A 21,602-nucleotide genomic window follows, 5' to 3' on the forward strand; every position below is an offset into this window, starting at 1 on the left:
ACCGGTGGGGGTCGCGACCACACCCTTCGCCGGCCGCTGCCGGCGCCGCCCGGAACCGAGCGCGTGGCGGATGCTCTCGGGCGTCATGTCGCCGGCCACCGGTCGCCTCCCCGGTGACCAGGCCGTCCTGACGTGCCGCCGGCCGCACCACCTCCTCGGGGGACATCGGGGCTGTGGACGGCGGCGCGGGGTGCGCGATGCGGGGGAGCGGGGCGGCAGGCCGTAGGATTAGGCGTCATCTCCCCCATTCAGGAACGAGTTCTCCGCATGTCCGTGCGCAGCCGCGACGACCTCCGCAACGTCGCCATCGTGGCCCATGTCGACCACGGCAAGACCACCCTCGTCGACGCGCTGTTGTGGCAGTCAGGGGTGTTCCGCGCCAACCAGGACGTCGCCGACCGGGTCATGGACTCCGGTGACCTGGAACGGGAGAAGGGCATCACCATCCTCGCCAAGAACACCGCGGTGCGGTGGGGCGAGACCACGATCAACATCATCGACACGCCGGGCCACGCCGACTTCGGCGGCGAGGTCGAGCGCGGCCTGTCCATGGTCGACGGCGTGGTGCTGCTGGTCGACGCCAGCGAGGGGCCGCTGCCGCAGACGCGGTTCGTGCTGCGCAAGGCGCTGCAGGGCCGGCTGCCCATCGTCGTCGTGGTGAACAAGACCGACCGGCCCGACGCTCGCATCGCCGAGGTGGTCGACGAGACCTACGAGCTCTTCATCGACCTGCTCGACGACAACGCCGACCAGGCCGCGCTCGACTTCCCGATCGTCTACGCCTGCGCCCGCGACGGCAAGGCCTCCATCGAGCGGCCGGCCGACGGCGCGATGCCCGACTCCGAGAACCTCGCGCCGCTCGTCGACACCGTCCTGAAGACCATCCCGGCGCCCACGTACACCGAGGGCGCGCCGCTGCAGGCCCACGTCACCAACCTCGACGCGTCGCCGTTCCTGGGCCGCCTCGCGCTGTGCCGCGTCCACGAGGGCGAGATCGCCAAGGGGGCGCAGGTCGCCTGGTGCCGCAAGGACGGCAGCATCGAGCGGGTCAAGGTCACGGAGCTGCTCATCACCGAGGCGCTCGAGCGGGTCCCGGCCGAGAAGGCCGGCCCGGGCGACATCATCGCCGTCGCCGGCATCCCCGAGATCACCATCGGCGAGACCCTGGCCGACGTCGACGACCCACGGCCGCTGCCGCTCATCACCGTCGACGAGCCGGCGCTGTCGATGACCATCGGCGCCAACACGTCGCCGCTGTCCGGCCGCTCCGGCGGCACCAAGGTGACGGCGCGGCTGGTCAAGGACCGCCTCGAGTCCGAGCTGGTCGGCAACGTGTCGCTCCGGGTGCTCCCGACCGAGCGCCCCGACGCGTGGGAGGTGCAGGGCCGCGGCGAGCTGGCGCTGGCCATCCTCGTCGAGCAGATGCGCCGCGAGGGCTTCGAGCTCACCGTCGGCAAGCCGCAGGTCGTCACCCGCGAGATCGACGGCAAGGTGCACGAGCCGGTCGAGCGGCTCACCATCGACTGCCCCGAGGAGTACCTCGGCGCGATCACCCAGCTGCTCGCCGTCCGCAAGGGCCGCATGGAACAGATGACCAACCACGGCACCGGCTGGATCCGCATGGAGTTCGTCGTGCCGGCCCGCGGGCTCATCGGGTTCCGCACCGACTTCCTCACCGAGACCCGCGGCACCGGCCTCGCCCACCAGGTCTTCGACAGCTACGAGCCCTGGTTCGGCGAGCTGCGCACCCGCCCCAGCGGCTCGCTCGTGGCCGACCGGTCCGGCACCGCCACGTCCTACGCGATGATCAACCTGCAGGAGCGCGGCACGCTCTTCGTCGAGCCGACCACCGAGGTGTACGAGGGCATGATCGTCGGCGAGAACTCCCGCGCCGACGACATGGACGTCAACATCACCAAGGAGAAGAAGCTCACCAACGTCCGCTCCAACGCCGACGAATTCGAGAAGCTCGTCCCCGCGCGCAAGCTGTCGCTCGAGCAGGCGCTCGAGTTCTGCCGCGACGACGAGTGCGTCGAGGTCACGCCGAAGGCGGTCCGGATCCGCAAGGTGGTGCTCGACGCCGCCACCCGCGGCCGCGCGGCCGCCCGCCGCAAGCACGCCAACTGACGCGATGACCTGCTGCTCAGGAAGTCACAGTCCTGTTGCGAGTGGTGAGGCGGCGAGGCTCAGGACTTGCCCTGGGAGGCGAACGGCGCATAGAAAGTGACGGGCACATATCGGCCGAACGGCCGATGGTGGCAATGAAGCCGGCCGGGTCCGCAGCAGCCACGTCACGCCTCGGGCAGATCCCAGGAGGAAATCCCATGCCAGTCTCGCGCCGCACGTCGGTGGTGCTGGGAGCCGTCGCACTCGCCCTCACGCTGGGTGCCTGCGGCGGTGGTGACGACCAGAGCGGCGCCGCCGCCGACGGGGGCAACACCGTCTCCGTCCGTGGCTGCAACCCGCAGAACCCGTTCGTCCCGGCGAACACCAACGAGGTCTGCGGTGGTGACGTCCTCGACCAGATCTTCTCCTTCCTGGTGAGCTACAACCCCGAGACCGGCGCGCCCGAGAACGAGATCGCCGCCGACATCAGCTCCGAGGACAACCTCGTCTGGACCATCACGCTCGAGGAGGGCTGGACGTTCCACGACGGCAGCCCGGTCACGGCGAGCAGCTTCGTCGACGCCTGGAACTGGGCCGCGTTCGGCGGCAACGCCACGCTGAACAGCTACTTCTTCGAGCCGATCCAGGGCTACGCCGAGGTCCAGGGCGAGCTCGACACCGAGGGCAACTACATCGACGGCTCCGGGCCCGAGACCATGTCCGGCCTCGAGGTCGTCGACGAGCGCACGTTCACCGTCACGCTCACCCAGGCCGAGTCGCAGTTCCCGATGCGCCTGGGCTACACGTCGTTCGCCCCGCTGCCACAGTCGTTCTTCGACGACCCCGAGGCGTTCGGCCAGCACCCCATCGGCACCGGGCCGTTCCAGTTCGACTCGTGGGAGCCGAACATCGACATCCGGATCTCCGCCTACGAGGACTACAACGGCGAGGTCAAGCCCAGCATCGACGGCGCGATCTACCGCATCTACGAGAACGACGACGCCGCCTACAACGACCTGCAGGCCGACCAGCTCGACATCATGCCGCTGCTGCCGACGTCGGCCCTGGCCGGCGACACGTACAAGATCGACCTCGGCGACCGGTTCGTCGAACGCACGACGGGCGTCCTCGACACCATCACGTTCGCGCCCGAGTCCAAGGACCCAGCGTTGGCCGATCCGGATCTTCGGCACGCCATCTCGATGGCGATCAACCGGGATGAGATCGTCGACAAGATCTTCTCCGGCGCCCGGACCCCGGCCACCGGCTGGGTCTCGCCGGTCGTGCCCGGCTTCCAGGAAGGCGCCTGCGGGACGTTCTGCCAGTACGACCCGGTCGCCGCGAAGGCGCTGTTCGACGAGGCCGGCGGCTACGACGACACTCTCACGCTCGCGTACAACAGCGACTCCGACCACAAGGCCTGGGTCGACGCCGCCTGCAACTACATCAGCACGGCGCTGGAGGTGCCGTGCGTCGGACAGGGAGAGGTCGACCTCGCCACGTTCCGCGACAAGATCACGAACCGCGAGATGACGGGCATGTTCCGCACCGGCTGGCAGATGGACTACCCGGCGCAGGAGAACTTCCTGGTGCCGATCTTCGCCACCGGCGCCTCGGCGAACGACGGCGACTACGAGAATCCCGAGTTCGACACCGCGGTCAGCGAGGCGGCCACCCTCGACGGCGACGCCGCCATCGCGAAGTACCGCGAGGCCGAGGCGATGCTGGCCGAGCGGATGCCGGCCATCCCGCTCTGGCACCGCGTGAGCATCGGCGGCTACTCCACCCACGTCGAGAACGTGAACATCACGGTGTTCCAGACCGTCGACCTGGTCTCCGTGCGGACGACCAACGGCTGACGCCCGCGCCGTCCGGCCCGCCGTCCGCGCACCTGGCGGCGGGCCGGCCCGCGACGCCGTACAGTCTGACCCGGCGCGCGCAGGGCAGCGCTGCTGATCGCTGAAGGAAGGTCATGGGCCGGTACGTCGTCCAGCGCCTCGGCCAGATGGTGCCGGTGGTCATCGGGACCACGTTCCTCATCTACGCCCTGGTGTGGGCGCTGCCGGGCGACCCGTTCGCCGGCAAGTGCGGCGACCGGCCATGTCCGGAGAACTACGTCCAGCGCATGACGGCGGCCTACAACCTCGACGACCCGCTGCCCGTGCAGTACGTGAAGTACATGGGCAGCCTGCTCACCGGCGACTTCGGCCAGACCTTCACCGGGGCGTCCGTCGCCGACGAGCTGCTGAGCCGCTACCCCACGACCCTCAAGCTGACGCTTCTGGCCATCGCGGTCGAGGTGGTCGTCGGCATCGCGGCCGGGGTGCTGGCCGGGATCCGCCGCGGCGGGTTCCTCGACAACCTGGTCCTGGTCAGCACGCTGGTGCTGGTGTCGGTCCCGGTGTTCGTCACCGGGCTGCTGGCGCAGGCGACGTTCGGCGTGCGCCTCGGCTGGTTCCCGGTGACCTTCGACGGCACGTTCTTCTCGCTGGTCCTGCCCGCCGTGGTCCTGGGCAGCCTGTCACTGGCGTTCGTGGCCCGGCTGACCCGGGCGAACCTGGTCGAGAACCTCCGCGCCGACTACGTCCGCACCGCGATCGCCAAGGGCCTGCCGCGCCAGCGCGTGGTCGGCGTGCACACCCTGCGGAACTCGCTGATCCCCGTGGTGACGTTCGTCGGGGCCGACCTCGGCGGGCTGCTCGGCGGCGCCGTCGTCGTCGAGGGCATCTTCAACATCCCCGGTGTCGGCGACATGATCTTCCGCGGGATCAACGCCCACGAGGGCGGCACCGTGACCGCCGCCGTCACCGTCCTCGTCCTCGTGTTCCTGATCGTGAACCTGCTGGTCGACCTCCTGTACGCGGTGCTCGACCCGAGGATCCGTCATGCATGACCGACGACGGAGCCGGCGGCGGGGCCGGCGCGGGGGCGGCCACGCGGCGAGCGCGCCCCGGTCGCTGGCCGGCGACGCCTGGCAGGACCTGCGCAGCAGCCCGCTCTTCGTGATCTCGGCCGTCATCATCGTCGTGCTGATCGCCATGGCCGTCGTGCCCGGGTTGTTCACCAGCCGCGACCCGCAGGACTGCGACCTCGCGCTCTCGCGCCAGGCGCCGAGCGCCGGCGCCTGGTTCGGCTACGACCTGCAGGGCTGCGACCTCTACACGCGGACGGTCTACGGCGCCCGCGCCTCGATCCTGGTCGGCGTGCTGACGACGGTCGGCGTCGCGGTCGTCGGCAGCGTGGTCGGCATGCTGGCCGGCTACCACGGCGGCCGCCTCGACGCCGTGCTGTCGCGCGTCACCGACATGTTCTTCGCCGTCCCCATGCTGCTGGGCGCGATCATCGTGCTGGCCACGTTCCCGTCGACCGTCGACACGCCGGCCTGGCAGACCATCGGGAAGGTGGTCCTGGCGCTGGGCCTGCTCGGCTGGACGACGGTGGCCCGGCTCATGCGCTCGACCGTGATCCAGGTCAAGCAGGCCGACTTCGTCAACGCCGCGCGGGGGCTCGGCGCGGGGTCGCGGCGGATCCTGCTGCGCCACGTCGTCCCCAACGCCATGGCGCCGGTCATCGTCTACGCGACGATCGTCCTCGGCGTGTTCGTCGTCCTCGAGGCGACGTTGTCGTTCCTGGGGATCGGCCTGCAGGCGCCGGTCATCTCGTGGGGCATCGCGATCAGCGAGGCCCGTACGTACGTGCGCCAGTCGCCGCACATGCTGTTGTTCCCGAGCGTCTTCCTGTCGGCGACGGTGCTCGCGTTCATCATGCTCGGCGACGCCGTCCGCGACGCCTTCGACCCGAAGCTGCGCTGAACGGGGTGTGACCCCGGACACCCGTGTGACCGGCGCCACGGCAATGCCGCAAACATCACGTTAACGGACTGGTCTGGCCGAAGATTCCGCAGCTCACGCGGCTGTGAGGCGGCAGGATCACAGCAATCAGCCAGTATGGTCACAGTCCGGTTGCGTTGTGAGTCGCCGGTGCGGTCAGGCTTGCCCGCAGGAGAGCCCGGGTTTAGAAATGAGGGCGCGGATCGGGATCGCGACCGTACCCGGCTGCGCGCGGATCCGCACCACTGTGGCGAGGCCGATCGGCCACGCCCTTGAACACCACAGGGCGCAGGCCCGTTTGAGGAGGATTCCATGCGAGGCTCTGCCCGCAGAGGATTCGCGGTCGCAGCAGTAGGTCTGACCCTCGTGCTCGCCGCGTGCGGCGGCGACGACGGCGGCGACGACAGCGGTTCGGGCGGCGACGGCGGTTCCGGCGATGGCCCGACCGGCTCGGTGTCGATCAACAGCACCCAGCCGGAGAACCCGCTGATCCCGACCACCACCAACGAGGTCGGTGGCGGCAACATCGTCGACGCGATGTGGACCGGCCTGGTCTCCTACGACTCCGAGACCGGCGAGCCCGGCCTCGCCGTCGCCGAGTCCATCGAGCCGAACGAGGACTTCACGCAGTTCACCATCACCATCGGTGACGGCTGGACCTTCCACGACGGCACGCCGGTCACGGCGCAGAGCTTCGTCGACGCGTGGAACTTCGGTGCGGCCGGCGCGAACGCCCAGCTGAACCAGTACTTCTTCGGCCCCGACGGCGCGAACATCGCCGGCTTCGACGAGGTAGCCGGCCAGACCGACGACACCGGCGCGTTCGTCCCGGGCTCGGCCACGGCCGAGACCATGAGCGGCCTCGAGGTCGTCGACGACACCACGTTCACCGTGACCCTGGGCGCGCCGAACTCGCTGTTCGAGACGATCATCGGCTACTCGGCGTTCTACCCGATGCCCGAGAGCTTCTTCTCCGACCAGGAGGGCTTCATCGCCCACCCGATCGGCAACGGCCCGTTCGAGTTCGTCGAAGAGGTGCCGAACCAGTCGATCACCCTGCAGGCGTACGCCGACTACGCCGGCGACCCGAAGCCGCAGGTCGAGACGGTCGAGTACCGCATCTATGCCGACCTCGACGCCGCCTACGCCGACGTCGTCTCCAACCAGCTCGACATCCTCGACAAGATCCCGCCGGTGGGTCTGGCCGGCGACGTCTGGAAGACCGACCTCGAGGGCCGGTCGGCCTCGGAGCCGCTGTCGACCCGGTTCACCAGCCTCACCTTCCCGCTGACCAACACCGAGGCCTGGGCCGACGCGAACCTGCGCAAGGCCATCTCGAGGGCCATCGACCGCGAGGCGGTCATCGCGGCGGCCTACGGCCCGGGCAACTACGTGCCGGCCAACAGCTGGGTCCCGCCGGGCAACGACGGCTACGTCGAGGGCACCTGCGGCGAGTGGTGCGAGTTCGACGCGGCGGCGGCGCAGGAACTCTACGCGCAGACGGCCGGAGTCCAGGGCACGCTGCTGATCTCCAGCAACGCCGACGGCGGCCACCGCGAGTGGGTCAGCGCAGCTTGCACCTCGATCACGAACACTCTGGGCATCGACTGCCAGGGCGACTTCAACCCCGACTTCGGCTCGTTCCGCGCCCGGGTCAACGCCAACGAGATCACCAACCCGTTCCGTACGGGCTGGGTCGCCGACTACCCGTCGATCCAGAACTTCCTGGCGCCGCTCTACACCTCGAACGGCTCGGCGAACGACGGCGGGTACTCCAACCCGCAGTTCGACGAGCTCATCCGTCAGGCCGCCGGCCTCGAGGGCGAGGAGGCGCTCGCGCTGTACAACGAGGCCGAGACGCTGCTGGCCGAGGACATGGCGATCATTCCGCTCTGGTACGACAACGGCCAGCGCGGCTGGTCCGAGAACGTCAACGAGCCGGGCTTCACCTGGAAGGGCTACGTCGACCCGCTGTCGATCTCGGTGAAGAACTGATCGGTTCACTGGTGGTCTAGAGTCGCAGCGGTCGGTTGCGGGGCGTTCATCTCGTGGCATGCGAGATGGACGCCCCGCACGCTGGCGCAAACCGTTGCGCACGGAAAGGTGGGTCATGGGCCGGTACGTCGCGCGCCGCCTGCTCCAGATGATCCCGGTGGTCATCGGCACGACGTTCATCATCTACGCCCTGGTGTGGGCGCTGCCCGGCGACCCGTTCGCCGGTCGGTGCGGCGCCCGGCCGTGCCCGGCGGCGTATGTCGCGGAGATGACGGACAAGTACAACCTCGACGACCCGCTGCCCATCGCGTACATCCAGTACCTGGGCAATCTGATCCGCGGTGACTTCGGCGAGACGTTCCAGGGTCTCTCGGTGGGCGAGGAGCTGCTGCGGGCCTACCCGACCACGGTGAAGCTGGCGCTGGTCGCCATCGTCTTCGAGATCCTCATCGGCATCGGCGCCGGCATCCTGGCCGGGCTCCGCCGCGGCAGCTACATCGACAATCTCGTCCTGGTGTCGACGCTGGTCGTGGTCTCGATCCCGGTCTTCGTCATCGGCTCGGTGCTGCAGCTGTTCCTCGGGATGCGCTGGGGAATCTTCCCGGCCACCGTCGGCAGTGATGACAGCTTGTACAACCTGATCCTGCCGGGCTTCGTGCTCGCCGCGCTCTCCCTCGCCTACGTGGCGAGGCTGACCAGAACCAGTCTGGCCGAGAACCGCCGAGCCGATTACGTCCGCACGGCGGTGGCGAAGGGCTTGCCGCAGCGCCGGGTCATCGGCATCCACACGATGCGCAACTCGCTGATCCCGGTCATCACCTTCATCGGCGCCGACTTCGGCGCGCTGCTCGGCGGTGCCATCGTCACCGAGGGCATCTTCAACGTCCCCGGCGTGGGGAACCTCATCTTCCGTTCCGTCACCAGCAGGGACGGTGTCATGGTCACCGGCGCGGTGACCGTCCTGGTTCTCGTGTTCCTCCTGGTGAACCTGCTGGTCGATCTCATCTACGGCTGGCTCGACCCGAGGATCAGTCATGGCTGACCCCACACCCCCCGTCGTCGCCGAGGCCGAGGCGCCCCGGACGGCGGTCCGCTCGCTGGGCCGCGACGCGTTGCACGACCTCGTGCGCAAACCGACCTTCCTCGTCTCGGCCACCCTGTTCGTGGTCTTCGTCGTCATGGCGATCGCGCCAGGGCTGTTCACGTCGCTGACTCCGAACTCCTGCGACCTGGCACTCAGCCGGCAGGGTCCCAGCGGCTCGGCCTGGTTCGGCTACGACAACAACGGCTGCGACGTGTACACGCAGACCATCTACGGGGCGCGCGCGTCGATCATGGTGGGCGTGCTCACGGCCATCGGCGTGCTGATTCTCGGCGGCATCGCCGGTACGGTCGCGGGCTTCTACGGCAAGACCACCGACACCCTCGTGTCGCGGCTGGGTGACATCTTCTTCGGCATCCCGCTGCTGCTGGGCGCACTGATCGTGCTGGTCTCGTTCCCGTCGGGACCCGAGACGCCGGAGCTGGTCACCATCTCGAAGGTCGTGCTCTCACTCGCCGTGCTGGGCTGGCCGCAGATCATGCGCATCACCCGCTCCTCGGTGCTGCAGGTGCGCTCGGCCGACTACGTCCAGGCGGCCCGCGCGCTCGGCGCCGGCGGCGCCCGGATGATCGTCAAGCACGTCGTGCCGAACTCGATCGCCCCGGTGATCGTCGTCGTCACGATCGCGATCGGCGGCTACATCGCGGCGGAGGCCACCCTGTCGTTCCTGGGCGTCGGGCTGCAGCCGCCGGTGGTGTCGTGGGGCCTGGCCATCAGCCGAGCCCAGGACTACGTCCGCACGTCGCCGCATATGCTGTTGTTCCCGGCGTCAGCGCTGTCTCTGTGTGTGCTGGCCTTCATCATGCTCGGTGACGCCATACGTGACGCGCTCGATCCGAAGCTGCGTTGAGCGACATCACAGGAGGAGGGCGACGAGTGGCGACCACGCAAGCCGGCATCGCACCGCGGCCGGACCAGGCGGGGGTGACCCCGCTGCTGGAGGTCGAGAACCTGCAGGTCGAGTTCCGCACCCGCGACGGTGTGGCCAAGGCCGTCAACGGGGTGTCGTACACGCTGCACGAGGGTGAGACCCTCGCGGTGCTGGGGGAGTCCGGCTCGGGCAAGAGCGTCACGGCGCAGGCCATCATGGGCATCCTCGACAGCCCGCCCGGGTTCGTCACCGGCGGCGCCGTCCGCTTCCGCGGCCAGGACCTGCTGGCCCTGCCCGACGACGAGCGCCGGGCCTACCGCGGTCGCAGCATCTCGATGATCTTCCAGGACGCGCTGTCCGCGCTGAACCCGGTGTTCCCGGTCGGCTGGCAGATCGCGGAGATGTTCCGCGTCCACGAGGGCCTGTCGAAGAAGGACGCGAAGCAGCGCGCCGTCGAGCTCATGGAGCAGGTGCGCATCCCGGCCGCCCGCGAGCGGGCCGGCGACTACCCGCACCAGTTCTCCGGCGGCATGCGCCAGCGCATCATGATCGCCATGGCCATCGCGCTCGACCCCGACGTGCTCATCGCCGACGAGCCCACCACGGCGCTCGACGTCACCGTCCAGGCACAGATCATGCAACTGCTGGCCGACCTGCAGCGCGAGCGGAACATGGGCCTGATCCTCATCACCCACGACCTCGGCGTGGTCGCCGACGTCGCGGACAAGATCGAGGTCATGTACTCCGGGCGCATCATGGAGCAGGCGCCGGTGCACGACATCTACGCCGCGCCCGCCCACCCGTACACCAAGGGACTCCTCGAGTCGATCCCGCGGGTCGACCTCAAGGGCCAGGAGCTGTCGGCGATCAAGGGGCTGCCGCCGAACCTCACGAACATCCCGGCCGGCTGCGAGTTCCGGCCGCGGTGCCCTTACGCGCGCGACATCTGCAAGGAGCAGCGGCCGCCGCTGGCCGAGGTCGTTCCCGGCCGGTTCAGTGCGTGCCACTTCGCACAGGAGGTGCTCGAGGGTGACATCGAACCCGCCCAGCAGTGACGTCGTGCTGGAGGTCGACGACCTCGTCAAGCACTTCCCGCTGACCACCGGGGTGGTCGTCAAGCGACAGGTCGGTGCCGTCAAGGCGGTCGACGGCGTGTCGCTGCAGCTGCGCCGGGGCGAGACGCTCGGCATCGTCGGTGAGTCCGGCTGCGGCAAGTCGACCCTGGCGAAGCTGCTCATGCGGCTCGAGGAGCCCACCAGCGGCAAGGCGCTCTTCAAGGGCCAGAACATCTACGACCTCAAGGGCCGGGCCCTGCGCGAGCTGCGCCGGAACATCCAGATCGTGTTCCAGGACCCCTACTCGTCGCTGAACCCGCGCATGACCGTCGGCGACATCATCGGCGAGCCGTTCGACATCCACCCCGAGGTGGCGCCGCGCGGCCAGCGGCGCAAGCGTGTCCAGGAACTGCTCGACGTCGTCGGCCTCAACCCCGAGCACATCAACCGCTACCCGCACCAGTTCTCCGGCGGCCAGCGCCAGCGCATCGGCATCGCCCGCGGTCTCGCGCTGCGGCCCGAGATCATCATCTGCGACGAGCCGGTGTCCGCCCTCGACGTGTCGGTGCAGGCTCAGGTGGTCAACCTGCTCGAAAGCCTGCAGGACGAGTTCGGGCTGTCCTACATCTTCATCGCACACGACCTCTCCGTGGTCCGGCACATCTCCGACCGGGTCGCCGTCATGTACCTCGGCCGCATCGTCGAGACCGGCACCGACGCGCAGATCTACGAGCGGCCGACGCACCCTTACACCCAGGCACTGCTCTCGGCCGTGCCGGTGCCGGACCCGTCCGTGCGGGGGCAGCGCCAGCAGATCATCCTCACCGGCGACGTCCCCAGCCCGGCCAACCCGCCCAGCGGCTGCCGGTTCCGGACCCGCTGCTGGAAGGCCACCGACAAGTGCGCCGAAGAGGACCCCGCGCTGACGGTGCGGCCGGGCAGCGACCACGAGTCCGCGTGCCACTACGCCGCCGTTCGCGAGGACGTCGTCGTCCAGCACTAGCTGCAACGCGACTGCAACGTGTCGTCGCCTACCCTCGTCTCACGACCGGGCGGGCCGCCCATCAAACCCAGCCCGCCCATTGCCCGCCCGGTCGAACTCCTCCGAACTCCTTCGAGCGATCAGGCGAGCCCGGCTGCGTCGTTCTCGCAGGTCAGCCCGCGTGGCCGAGTTCGCCGTCGAGGCCCGTGAGCACGGCGGCCGCCTCGGCGCGGTGGGGCGAGTCGGGGGCCAGCCGGTCGAGGCAGGCCCGCCAGATCTGGGCGTCCTCTCGACCGGCGGGCGACGTGGCGTAGCTCCGTAACGCCTCGCTGTCGCCGGAATCGAGCAGCACGTTGCGCAGCCAGCCGTGCAGCCGGTAGCGCAGCGCGACGACCCCTGGCGCCGTCGACCGCGGCAGCAGTTCGCCCCGGTAGAGCTCGACGGCACTGCGGTGGTCGCCGCGGGTCAGCCGCTCCGCCACCTCCATGCCGTCGGTGCGCAGCTCGGTCTGCAGGCGGTACTGGCCGGCGGGGGAGACGAGGTCGGGCACCGTCTTGCGCAGCCGCGACATCTCCGCCCTGACGGTGACCTCGGCGGCGTCGTGCTCGTACAGCTGCCAGGCCAGCTCGCTGGCGGGCAGGCCGTCGGGGTGTTCGGCGAGCAGGAGCAGCAGCTCGGTGTGGCGCAGGCTCAGCTCGATGGTCCGGCCGCGGTGCGTCAGCAGGCCGCGCGGGCGGCCCAGGACCTCGAGGCGGCTGCCGGGCGCCGCGCCGACGCCCTCGCCGACCCCGTCGGTGGCGCCGAGCAGCCGCAGCTCGGCCTCGACCGCCGCGACGGCGGAGCGGACCAGGAACGCCGACTGCGGCGCCACCACGGCCGCGCCGCCGGTGATGTCGAGCACGCCGAGGATGTGACCGGTGAGAGGGTCGCGGATGGGCGCGGCGGTGCAGCTCCACGGCTGCACGCTGCGCGTGTAGTGCTCGCTGCCGAAGACCTGGACGGTCTCGCCGACCGCCAGCGCGGTGCCGATGGCGTTGGTGCCCATGGCGTCCTCGCGCCAGTTCGCGCCGGCGACGAGGTGCAGCCGCTCGGCCCGGCGGCGCAGGTCCTCGTCGCCCTCGGCCCACAGCAGCCGGCCCTGGGCGTCGCCGACGATGACCAGCACGCCGGCCTCGGCGGCGTCGTCGATGAGCAGCCGGCGCACCACCGGCATGGCGTGGCGCAGCGGGTGAGTGGCGCGCGCCTCGGCGAGGGCGTCGTCGGACAGCGTGATGGGGGAGCCGGTCCGGTCGGGGTCGACGTGCAGGGCGGCGGAGCGGCGCCAGGACTCGAGGACCATCGGCCGGACCTCGGCATGACCGCGCGGGTCGGCGCGAAGGAAGTTCTCGTGGGCTTGCGCGGTGATGCGCCACCGGCTGACGGGGTCGGCGCCGTACGGGAGTGCGAGCGAGAGTCTGGGCACGTCACTCCTCCTGGGGAGGTGGTCCGCGGACAGGCCTAGCGTAGGGCGTCCCGGGCCGGGCCGACGGCCGAACCCCGGTGATCGGCGGGCTGTCGGAGGGCGTGCATAGGGTGGAGAGCATGCCCGTCGAGCTTCCCGAGCGCCGCCTGCTGCTGGTTCACGCCCACCCCGACGACGAGTCCATCGGCACCGGCGCCACCATGGCCCGCTACGCCGCCCAGGGCGCCCACGTCACGCTCGTCACCTGCACTCGGGGCGAGCTGGGCGAGATCATCCAGCCGGAGCTGGCCCACCTCGGGCCCGAGCACGACGACGCCCTCGGCCCGCACCGCGCCGGCGAGCTGGCCGCCGCCATGGCCCAGCTGAAGGTCACCGACCACCGGTTCCTGGGTGGTCCGGGCCGGTACCGCGACTCCGGCATGGTGTGTGGGGTCCCGACGGCCGCCGCGCGGTCGCGCCCGACCAGATCGACCCGCGCTCGTTCTGGGCCGCCGACCTGCTCGAGGCCGCCGACCACCTCGTCGCCGTCATCCGCGAGGTCCGGCCCCAGGTGCTCGTCACCTACGACGAGCACGGCGGCTACGGGCATCCCGACCACATCCAGGCGCACCGGGTGGCCACCTACGCGCACGCTCTCGCCGCCGTCCGGTCCTACCGCTCCGACCTCGGGCCGGCCTGGCAGGTTGCCAAGGTGTACTGGACGGCCACGCCGCGCCAGCTCATGCAAGAGGCGCTGACGGCCGCCCACCAGCGCGGCGACACCGGATTCGAGCACGTCGCCACGGCCGACGACTTCGGCTACGTGGTCGACCAGGCCGACATCGACGCCGTCGTCGACGGTACCGAGTTCCTCGACGCGAAGATGGCCGCCATGCGTGCCCACGCCACCCAGATCGACGTGCACTGGCCGTACTTCGCGCTCTCCGACCGGGTCGGGCAGCCGCTGTGGGCGCAGGAGCACTTCCGGCTGGCCCACGGACGGCGGGGCCCCGCCGACCCCGCCACGGGCTTCGAGACCGACCTCTTCGGCGGCGTCACGTCGTGACGGTCGCGCCAGGGGCGGCGCCGTCCGTCACGCCGGCCGGCCGGGCCGCGGGTCCGTCGTGGCGGTCGCGGATGCTGTCCGCGCTGGCCGTGACGGCGCTCGGGGCGGTCACCGTCGTGGTCGCCGTGTGCGGGTCGTTCGTGCACCGGTGGGCCAACCCGTTCGGGATGTTCCTGGCCATCGGCGGCGCCGTCGGAGTGGCGATCCTGGCGCGGGTGGTCGCACACAGCCGGCTCGGGCTGGGAGTCATCGCCCTGCTGTGGCTGGCGCCCGTCATCGTCATCTCGGAGTCGCTCGCGGGCACCGAGGGCGTCATCATGAACGACGAGTTCGGCCTGATCTTCCTCGTCGGCGGGACGATCGGCCTGGCCATCGTGTTGGGCATGGGCGTTGAGGCCAGATCGGCTCGACGAGTGACGTAAGATGCGCGGGGCAAGACCTGACTACTGACGAATTGCGCATATTCAAACCGATAGGTGCTCGAGCGTGACCGACAACCCAGCTGGCCGAAGCGATGCCACGGCCGGTCCCGCCGACCACGGCGAGACCGCCGGCGTTCGTGCGGACCAGCCCGCCGGCGGGCCGGCGGTGACGTCTTCGGCAGACCCTACCGGGTCGCCCGGAAACGGATCCGCGGACCCCGCTGCTGAGACGAACGGCACACCGCGCGGCGACGCCGCGGGCGACGGTGGTGGCGTGGCGCCCGTGCGCCGCACGACCATCGCCGCCTCGGCGGCCACCCTGGCGGCCAAGCGCGCCGCCAAGGCACGCGCTGCCGCCGAGGCACAGGCCCGCGCCGCCGCTGGCGACGGATCGGATGACGGCGCGAGTGGTGCTCGCGCGAGCGGTGATCGCGCGAGCGGTGCCGCCGGTGGCGACGCCGCGGCTTCGGGCGGCGCGGCTTCGGGCGGCACGACTTCGGGCGGCGCGGCCGTTGGCCGTGCGGATCGGCCGGGCCACGGTGGTGACGTGCGCGGAGACCGTGCGACCACGGGTCGCGAGGCTGCGGCCGCCGGCGACCGGGTCGACGGTCCCCGGGCCAGCGGTGACCCGCGCGCTGACCGCGCCGCCGAGCGCGAGTCGAGGTCCGGCGGCGCCGATTCCGCGGCCCGTTCCGGCCACCCGGCACCGCGTGGCGACGCCGAGGAGTGGTCGCCGTGGGCGCCGCCGCGGGAGCGGTCGCAGCGGTCCGACCAGCCGCGGCAGGCCGGCGACGAGCAGTCCCGTCGGCCGGCCCAGGAATGGTCGGCGTGGTCGCGGCCGCAGGACGGCACCGGCAGCGAGCAGCAGGCCGCACAGCCGAGCCCGGCCCCGTCGCCGTGGGCGCCGCCGGCGTGGGCCCAGCGGCCCGACGGCTCGGAGAACGGCGGGCAGCGGCCGGGTCCGGTCGACCTCCCGACCCGGCGGCGGCCCAGCAGCCCGACGCTCGGAGCGATGTCGGCCGCACAGCCGCCGGTCATCCCGGTCGACGAGCCGGCCCGACCGGTGCAGCCGCCGTCCGCGGCCACGCGGTTCGCCGGTGCGCAGGCCGTCGCCGGTGCGCAGGCGGCGCGGTCGCGGTCGGCCGAGGAGACTCCGGACCAGGCCGACCAGCCGGCCGGGCCGGTGCAGTCGCCGTCCGCCGCTTCGCGGTTCGCTGCCGGCGCGCAGGCCATCGCCGGTGCGCCGGCTGCGCGGTCCCGATCCTCCGAGCCGACCACGGACGACGCGGACGCCCACGCCGATGCCGCGGCGCCGGCTCCCGGGCGCCGGCCGGCACCGGGCAAGTCGAACGTCAAGGATCGCTCCACGTCCGGTCGCAAGTCTCCCGCGCTCGACCCGAGGCTGTCCGGCCCGGTCCCGACGGCCGCACAGGCACTCGCGGCGACCCCGGCCCAGGACGCCGCCGCCGGCGGTGCCGCTGAGGCGCAGGGCGCGCAGCCGCGGCTGTCCGGCCCGGTCCCGACGGCGCCGGCGTCCGCCGAGGCGCCGGCCGTCGAGCCGCCGGCCGCCGAGCAGGCGGCCGCCGGGGCGCCGGCCCAGGACGCCGACGCGACCGAGCCGACTCCCGAGGCGGCCCCCGCGGCTGCGTCCGCGGCCGCGGCAGCAGACCAGCCGGCAACGCCGGAGCCGGAGAATCCGGCCGAAGAGCCGAAGCGGCCGCGCGAGCCGGGCGTCCGGGCGGCGGGCATCTACACCCCGCCGCAGCGACCCGGTGATGCCACCGACCAGCCCACCGAGGCGTTCCCCGTCGGCGACGCACCGACCATGCCCGGCGTGCCGCTCCCGGCCTCGCTCGCCGCCGCCCTGCAGGCGGAGGACGACCAGCACGGCCCGGGCGACCGGTCCGGCACCGACGCGGGCAACGGAGCCGGACGCGCCACCGGGCGGCAGCAGCAGCGCTCCTTCGGCCAGGCGGCCACCGCGGCCGCCCTGCTCGATCCGTCCGGCGGCCGCGGCAACGGCGGCGGCAAGGACGAGGCGACCGGCGGCGACGGAGACGGCTCCGCGGGCGGCCGCAGCAAGCTGCGGGTCGCAGCGCTGGTCACGGCCGGCGTGGTCGTGGTGCTGGGCATCGGGTACGGCGTCGCGTACGCGGTCGCCGGCGACTCGCTGGCCCGGGGCGCGACGGTCGCGGGCATCGACGTCGGCGGCATGACGCCCGACGAGGCCGAGACCACGCTCAACGAGCAGCTGCCGGCGCTCGTCGATCAGCCGTTCAACCTGACCATCGGCGAGGGCGAGACCTCGTTCGAGCTGGTCCCGTCGGCGGCTGGCCTGAAGGTCGACGTACCGGCGACCATCGACGCGATCCCGGGCGGCAGCGCCAACCCGGTCTCGCTGTTCCGGGCGCTGCTCGGCGGCGGCGAGACCACCCCCGTCGCGGTCATCGACCGGGCGGCGCTCGAGGCCTCCCTCACCGAGATCGCCGCGCAGGCCGACATCGAGCCGGTCAACGGCGCGGTCGCGTTCGACGGGGGCGAGGTCGTCACCAGCGACCCGCAGCCCGGCCGGGCCGTCAACGCCGGCGCCACCATCGAGCGGCTGCACGACGTCTTCTTCGGCGCCGAGTCGCGACTGCCGCTCGGCGACGTGCCGCTGGTCATCGACGAGGTGCAGCCGGCCGTCAGCGCCGACGAGGTGCAGCGGGCCGTGGCCGAGTTCGCCGAGCCCGCCATGTCCGCGCCGGTCACCGTCGTCGCGGGCGAAGAGAGCGTCGAGCTGCCGCCGGAACTCGTCGGGCAGGCGCTCACCATGGCGCCCGATGACGCGGGCACGCTGCAGCCGGCGCTCGACGGCGCCAAGCTGACGGAGGTCGCCCGCGACCTGCTCACCGAGGTCGGCCAGGAGGGCCGCGACGCCACCATCACCATCGAGGGCGGCGAGCCCGTGGTCGTCCCGGCGCAGCGCGGCATGGGCATCGCACCCGAGACTCTCAGCGCGGCCCTGCTTCCGGTGCTGACGGCCGAGGGCGAGGCCCGCGAGGCCGCCGTCGAGCTGAGCGAGGTCGACCCCGAGCTCACCACCGCGGCGGCCGAGGAGCTCGGCGTCACCGAGGTGGTCGCCGAGTTCACCACGCGTTTCCCGCACGCCGAATACCGCAACGTCAACATCGGCACCGCGGCGGCGCGCATCGACAACACCCTGCTGCTGCCGGGCGAGGAGTTCAGCCTCAACGGCATCGTGGGCGAGCGCACCGAGGCCAACGGCTTCACCACCGGCACCATCATCGACGGCGGCCGGCTCGAGGAGTCCCTCGGCGGCGGCGTCTCGCAGGTGGCCACCACGACGTTCCACGCGGCGTTCCTGGCCGGTCTCGAGGACGTCGAGCACTGGCCGCACTCGATCTACTTCGACCGCTACCCGATCGGCCAGGAGGCCACGGTCGCCTGGGGCTCGAAGGACATGCGCTTCGCCAACGACACCCCGTACGGCGTCGTCGTCGACACCAACTTCACGCGGAGCAGCCCCGGCAACAGCGGCACCCTGAACGTGAAGATCTGGAGCACGAAGTACTTCACGGTCGAGACGTCGGTGTCCGAGCGGTCCAACTTCACGTCGCCGCGGACCATCTACGACACATCCGACAACTGCTCGGCACAGGGCGGCAGCCAGGGCTTCAGCATCACGTCGTACCGCCAGGTGTTCGACCCCGACGGCACGTTGGTCAAGGACGAGGCGGACCCCTGGACCTACAACCCGAACCACCGCGTCATCTGCGGCCCGGACCCGAGCGAGGGAAGCGGCAGCGGCGGCGACGGTGACGAGGACGGCGAGTAGCCCCTCACCCGGCCACGGACACCGCCGCCGGCTCAGCGCAGCCGGCGGTAGTGGTAGGCGTGGTGCTCGGCGAAGCCGGCCTTGCGATACGTCGCACGGGCCGGCTCGTTGGGCTCGGCGACCTGCAGGTACACGTCCGTCGCGCCGAGGCCGGCCGCCCACGCAGCCAGCCCGGCGACGATGTGGCCGCCCAGCCCGCGGCGCCGGGCCGACGGCGCCACCTCCACCGCCGTCACGCCCAGCCAGCGCCGCCCGCTCGGCGCGTCGCTGACCGCGCCCCGCGCGATCGCGACCCGGACGCCGTCGTCGTCCACCGAGGCGAACCCGGCGTTCGACGCGTTGACGAGCACGTCGACGGCGTGCGCGGGCAGGTCGCCGCCGCGGTAGTGGTAGCCGGCCAGCCAGTCGTCGTCGGGCCGGTCGTCGACCCGCACCGCGGGCAGCCCCGCCCGCTCGGCGCCGCGCACCACGGGCACCGGCGCGACCATCACGAACGTCCGGTCCTCAGGCGCCGGCCAGCCGTGCGCGTCCAGCAGGGGCCCGAGCGTGCGGCCGAGCGGCTCCGGCACCTGGAACGCCGGAACCAGCCCCCGCGCCCGGTACCAGTCCTCGACCCGGCCGACGGCGTCGGCGAGCGGCAGCCCGGGGTCGTCCAGCGGCATGACGGAGTTCGCCCGGCCGGTGAAACCGCGGGCGGCGCGCAGCAGCCAGCCGCCGAGCCACTCGGCCTCGAGCGGCCGCCAGCCGCGCAGCGCGGCGGCCTCGAGGTCGCGGACCTCGCGCCGCGTGACGGTGAGCTCGGGGATCGCCTTGACGGCGAGGACATCGCCAGCCGGCACCGCGACCACGTCGCCCCCGCGCGACGGCCGCACCCGCAGCACGTCGCCGGCCGCCTCGAGCACGCCGAGCACGTCGGTGGCGCCGTACTGCTCGCCGTGCAGACGGTAACGGACCACGACACGCCGCCCGACCAGGTCGGACGGGTCCTGATCCGTACTGGGCTGTCTCATAGGCTGACCTTGGTGCACGATGGACTAGGGGGCACCGCGATACTAGGGCTGAGCACGTTTGAGTAGCCGAACCGGATCCGGAACGGCTTGCGATAGGAGGACACCGCCGTGACGTACGTCATCGCGCAGCCTTGCGTCGACCTCAAGGACCTCGCCTGTGTCGAGGAGTGTCCGGTCGACTGCATCTACGAGGGCGAGCGGATGCTCTACATCCACCCGGATGAGTGCGTCGACTGCGGTGCGTGCGAGCCCGTGTGCCCCGTCGAAGCCATCTTCTACGAGGACGACGTGCCCGGCGAGTGGAAGGACTACACGCAGGCCAACGCGGAGTTCTTCGACGACCTCGGCTCGCCCGGCGGCGCCGCCAAGCTCGGTGCCATCGACAAGGATCACGCCGTCGTCGCGGCGCTGCCCCCGCAGGAGCACGAGGGGCATTGAGCCGGCCACAGCGCGTGCCACCGACGGTGCGGCTGCCCGACTTCCCCTGGGACGCCCTGGTCCCGTACGCGGAGCGGGCGGCGGCGCATCCGGACGGCATCGTCGACCTTTCGGTCGGCACGCCGGTCGACCCCACTCCCGAGGTCGTCCGCGCCGCCCTGGCGGCGGCGGCCGACGCTCCCGGCTATCCGACGACGCTGGGCACGGCCGCGCTTCGCGAGGCGGCCGTGCGCTGGCTCGCCCGCCGGGCCGGCGCCCCTGACCTCGATCCCGGTGCGATCATCCCGACCATCGGCTCGAAGGAGCTGGTGGCCTGGCTGCCGACGCTGCTGGGCCTGGGTCCCGGCGACGCGGTCGTCTTCCCGGAGCTCGCCTATCCGACGTACGACATCGGCGCCCGGCTGGCCGGGGCCGACCCCGTCGCCAGTGACTCCGCCACCGCGCTCGGCCCGCGCCGCGTCGGCCTGGTGTGGGTGAACTCGCCGGCCAACCCGCACGGGCGGGTGCTGCCGGCCGCGCACCTGGCCAAGGTGGTCGACTGGGCGCGCGAGCGCGGCGCCGTCGTCGCCTCCGACGAGTGCTATCTCGAGCTGGGCTGGGAGGAGCGGCCGGTCTCGGTCCTCGATCCCGCCGTCAACGGCGGCTCGCTCGACGGCCTGCTCGCCGTGCACTCGCTGTCCAAGCGGTCCAACCTGGCCGGCTACCGCGCGGGCTTCGTCGCCGGCGACCCCGCGCTGGTCCGGCAGGTGCTCGAGGTGCGCAAGCACGCCGGGCTCATGGTGCCCGCGCCGGTGCAGGCGGCCATGACGGCCGCCCTCGACGACGACGCCCACGTCGACCAGCAGCGCGTGCGCTACGCCCGCCGCCGCGACGTCCTGCGGGCCGCGCTGGCCGACGCCGGGTTCCGCATCGACCACTCCGCGGCCGGCCTCTACCTGTGGGCCACCCGCGACCAGCCGTGCTGGGACACCGTGGGCTGGCTCGCCGACCGCGGGATCCTGGCCGCACCGGGCGCCTTCTACGGCGCCGCCGGCGCCGGTCACGTGCGCGTCGCCCTGACCGCCACCGACGAGCGCATCGACGCGGCGGTCAAGCGCCTCACCGCCTGACCCGACCCGGCCAGGAATGATCACGTTCACCACCCGGTCCGGTGCCACACCAGGCCTGCGGCCCTCGTGAAGGACGCGAGGTCCTCGTGATGCGGGCGGCCGGCACATCACCAGGACATTCCTCGCTTCACGAGGGCTGCAGGCCTCGTGAAGCAGGGAATCGGGTGGTGAACGTGATCTCTCTGTCAGGGTTCTGCTACCGGGCGCTGTTCGACGGGGCGGGGCCTGGCGTGGTCGCCGGGTGACTCCAACGTGATCTGCCCGCTGTGTGTGGCTTCGGTAATGACGTGTCCATGGTGATCACGGGTGAGAGCCCGGCCGGGAGTGACTTGATAGA

15 protein-coding genes and 1 pseudogene are annotated in these 21,602 nt (G+C 71.8%); 14 read left to right on the forward strand and 2 right to left on the reverse strand.

What is annotated here, in order from left to right; genetic code table 11:
- Nucleotides 1-267 precede the first annotated feature (267 nt).
- The 9 genes from typA (at nucleotide 268) to E1212_RS14680 (ending at nucleotide 11,962) form a co-directional block, all read left to right on the forward strand.
- Nucleotides 268-2,127: a translational GTPase TypA gene (gene typA / locus E1212_RS14640; protein ID WP_131983669.1), complete on the forward strand. Its 1,860-nt coding sequence runs from the start codon at nucleotides 268-270 to the stop codon at nucleotides 2,125-2,127.
- Nucleotides 2,128-2,324: 197 nt separating this feature from the next.
- Complete coding sequence (locus E1212_RS14645) at nucleotides 2,325-3,965, forward strand: peptide ABC transporter substrate-binding protein (RefSeq protein ID WP_131983671.1); 1,641 nt, start codon at nucleotides 2,325-2,327, stop codon at nucleotides 3,963-3,965.
- A 113-nt stretch (nucleotides 3,966-4,078) separates the two neighbouring features.
- A complete protein-coding gene (locus E1212_RS14650; RefSeq protein ID WP_131983673.1) occupies nucleotides 4,079-4,999 on the forward strand; it encodes an ABC transporter permease in 921 nt (306 codons plus the stop codon).
- On the forward strand, nucleotides 4,992-5,918 hold the full coding sequence (locus E1212_RS14655) for an ABC transporter permease (protein WP_131983675.1): 927 nt from the start codon (nucleotides 4,992-4,994) through the stop codon (nucleotides 5,916-5,918). Before E1212_RS14650 ends, E1212_RS14655 begins: the two co-directional genes overlap by 8 nt.
- Before the next feature lie 330 nt (nucleotides 5,919-6,248).
- The gene (locus E1212_RS14660; protein ID WP_131983677.1) at nucleotides 6,249-7,931 is read left to right on the forward strand and encodes a peptide ABC transporter substrate-binding protein; all 1,683 of its coding nucleotides are present in this window, start codon (nucleotides 6,249-6,251) and stop codon (nucleotides 7,929-7,931) included.
- 115 nt (nucleotides 7,932-8,046) lie between these two features.
- Nucleotides 8,047-8,973: an ABC transporter permease gene (locus tag E1212_RS14665; RefSeq protein ID WP_131983679.1), complete on the forward strand. Its 927-nt coding sequence runs from the start codon at nucleotides 8,047-8,049 to the stop codon at nucleotides 8,971-8,973.
- Nucleotides 8,966-9,883, forward strand: coding sequence for an ABC transporter permease (locus E1212_RS14670; RefSeq protein WP_131983681.1), 918 nt, complete (start codon nucleotides 8,966-8,968; stop codon nucleotides 9,881-9,883). The genes E1212_RS14665 and E1212_RS14670 overlap by 8 nt, the downstream gene beginning before the upstream one ends.
- A gap of 26 nt (nucleotides 9,884-9,909) precedes the next feature.
- On the forward strand, nucleotides 9,910-10,959 hold the full coding sequence (locus E1212_RS14675) for an ABC transporter ATP-binding protein (RefSeq protein WP_238992348.1): 1,050 nt from the start codon (nucleotides 9,910-9,912) through the stop codon (nucleotides 10,957-10,959).
- Nucleotides 10,934-11,962, forward strand: coding sequence for an ABC transporter ATP-binding protein (locus E1212_RS14680; protein WP_203416863.1), 1,029 nt, complete (start codon nucleotides 10,934-10,936; stop codon nucleotides 11,960-11,962). Before E1212_RS14675 ends, E1212_RS14680 begins: the two co-directional genes overlap by 26 nt.
- Nucleotides 11,963-12,113: 151 nt before the next feature.
- Here E1212_RS14680 and E1212_RS14685 read toward each other — a convergent pair whose 3' ends face one another.
- Nucleotides 12,114-13,403 (reverse strand): sigma-54-dependent transcriptional regulator family protein, encoded by a 1,290-nt coding sequence (locus E1212_RS14685; RefSeq protein WP_131983685.1) that lies wholly within the window; start codon nucleotides 13,401-13,403, stop codon nucleotides 12,114-12,116.
- Between the two features lie 119 nt (nucleotides 13,404-13,522).
- Between E1212_RS14685 and mshB the strand changes: the two are divergent.
- The 3 genes and pseudogenes from mshB to E1212_RS14700 all read left to right on the forward strand — a co-directional run bounded on the left by mshB (nucleotide 13,523) and on the right by E1212_RS14700 (nucleotide 18,708).
- A pseudogene (gene mshB / locus E1212_RS30435) lies at nucleotides 13,523-14,448 on the forward strand (N-acetyl-1-D-myo-inositol-2-amino-2-deoxy-alpha-D-glucopyranoside deacetylase).
- On the forward strand, nucleotides 14,445-14,870 hold the full coding sequence (locus tag E1212_RS14695) for a DUF6113 family protein (protein WP_131983687.1): 426 nt from the start codon (nucleotides 14,445-14,447) through the stop codon (nucleotides 14,868-14,870). Before mshB ends, E1212_RS14695 begins: the two are co-directional and overlap by 4 nt.
- Nucleotides 14,871-15,417: 547 nt before the next feature.
- Nucleotides 15,418-18,708 (forward strand): VanW family protein, encoded by a 3,291-nt coding sequence (locus tag E1212_RS14700; protein ID WP_131983689.1) that lies wholly within the window; start codon nucleotides 15,418-15,420, stop codon nucleotides 18,706-18,708.
- Between the two features lie 32 nt (nucleotides 18,709-18,740).
- On the opposite strand, the gene E1212_RS14705 is transcribed toward E1212_RS14700, so the two are convergent.
- A complete protein-coding gene (locus E1212_RS14705; protein WP_131983691.1) occupies nucleotides 18,741-19,718 on the reverse strand; it encodes a GNAT family N-acetyltransferase in 978 nt (325 codons plus the stop codon).
- Between the two features lie 108 nt (nucleotides 19,719-19,826).
- On the opposite strand from E1212_RS14705, the gene fdxA reads away from it, so the two are divergent.
- Both fdxA and dapC read left to right on the forward strand, forming a co-directional pair.
- Nucleotides 19,827-20,156 (forward strand): ferredoxin, encoded by a 330-nt coding sequence (fdxA, locus tag E1212_RS14710; RefSeq protein ID WP_111254906.1) that lies wholly within the window; start codon nucleotides 19,827-19,829, stop codon nucleotides 20,154-20,156.
- On the forward strand, nucleotides 20,153-21,265 hold the full coding sequence (dapC, locus tag E1212_RS14715; RefSeq protein WP_275296173.1) for a succinyldiaminopimelate transaminase: 1,113 nt from the start codon (nucleotides 20,153-20,155) through the stop codon (nucleotides 21,263-21,265). The genes fdxA and dapC overlap by 4 nt, the downstream gene beginning before the upstream one ends.
- Nucleotides 21,266-21,602: the final 337 nt, after the last annotated feature.

Origin of the sequence: Jiangella ureilytica, from assembly GCF_004348545.1 — a bacterium.
GTDB lineage: Bacteria > Actinomycetota > Actinomycetes > Jiangellales > Jiangellaceae > Jiangella > Jiangella ureilytica.

What these genes read in the sequence shown, in the direction of transcription:
- E1212_RS14655 (WP_131983675.1), top strand. Translation starts at nt 4,992, where the DNA reads ATGCATGACCGACGACGGAGCCGGCGGCGGGGCCGGCGCGGGGGCGGC.
- E1212_RS14650 (WP_131983673.1), top strand. Translation starts at nt 4,079, where the DNA reads ATGGGCCGGTACGTCGTCCAGCGCCTCGGCCAGATGGTGCCGGTGGTC.
- E1212_RS14645 (WP_131983671.1), top strand. Translation starts at nt 2,325, where the DNA reads ATGCCAGTCTCGCGCCGCACGTCGGTGGTGCTGGGAGCCGTCGCACTC.
- E1212_RS14670 (WP_131983681.1), top strand. Translation starts at nt 8,966, where the DNA reads ATGGCTGACCCCACACCCCCCGTCGTCGCCGAGGCCGAGGCGCCCCGG.
- E1212_RS14705 (WP_131983691.1), bottom strand. Translation starts at nt 19,718, where the DNA reads ATGAGACAGCCCAGTACGGATCAGGACCCGTCCGACCTGGTCGGGCGG.
- typA (WP_131983669.1), top strand. Translation starts at nt 268, where the DNA reads ATGTCCGTGCGCAGCCGCGACGACCTCCGCAACGTCGCCATCGTGGCC.
- E1212_RS14660 (WP_131983677.1), top strand. Translation starts at nt 6,249, where the DNA reads ATGCGAGGCTCTGCCCGCAGAGGATTCGCGGTCGCAGCAGTAGGTCTG.
- E1212_RS14665 (WP_131983679.1), top strand. Translation starts at nt 8,047, where the DNA reads ATGGGCCGGTACGTCGCGCGCCGCCTGCTCCAGATGATCCCGGTGGTC.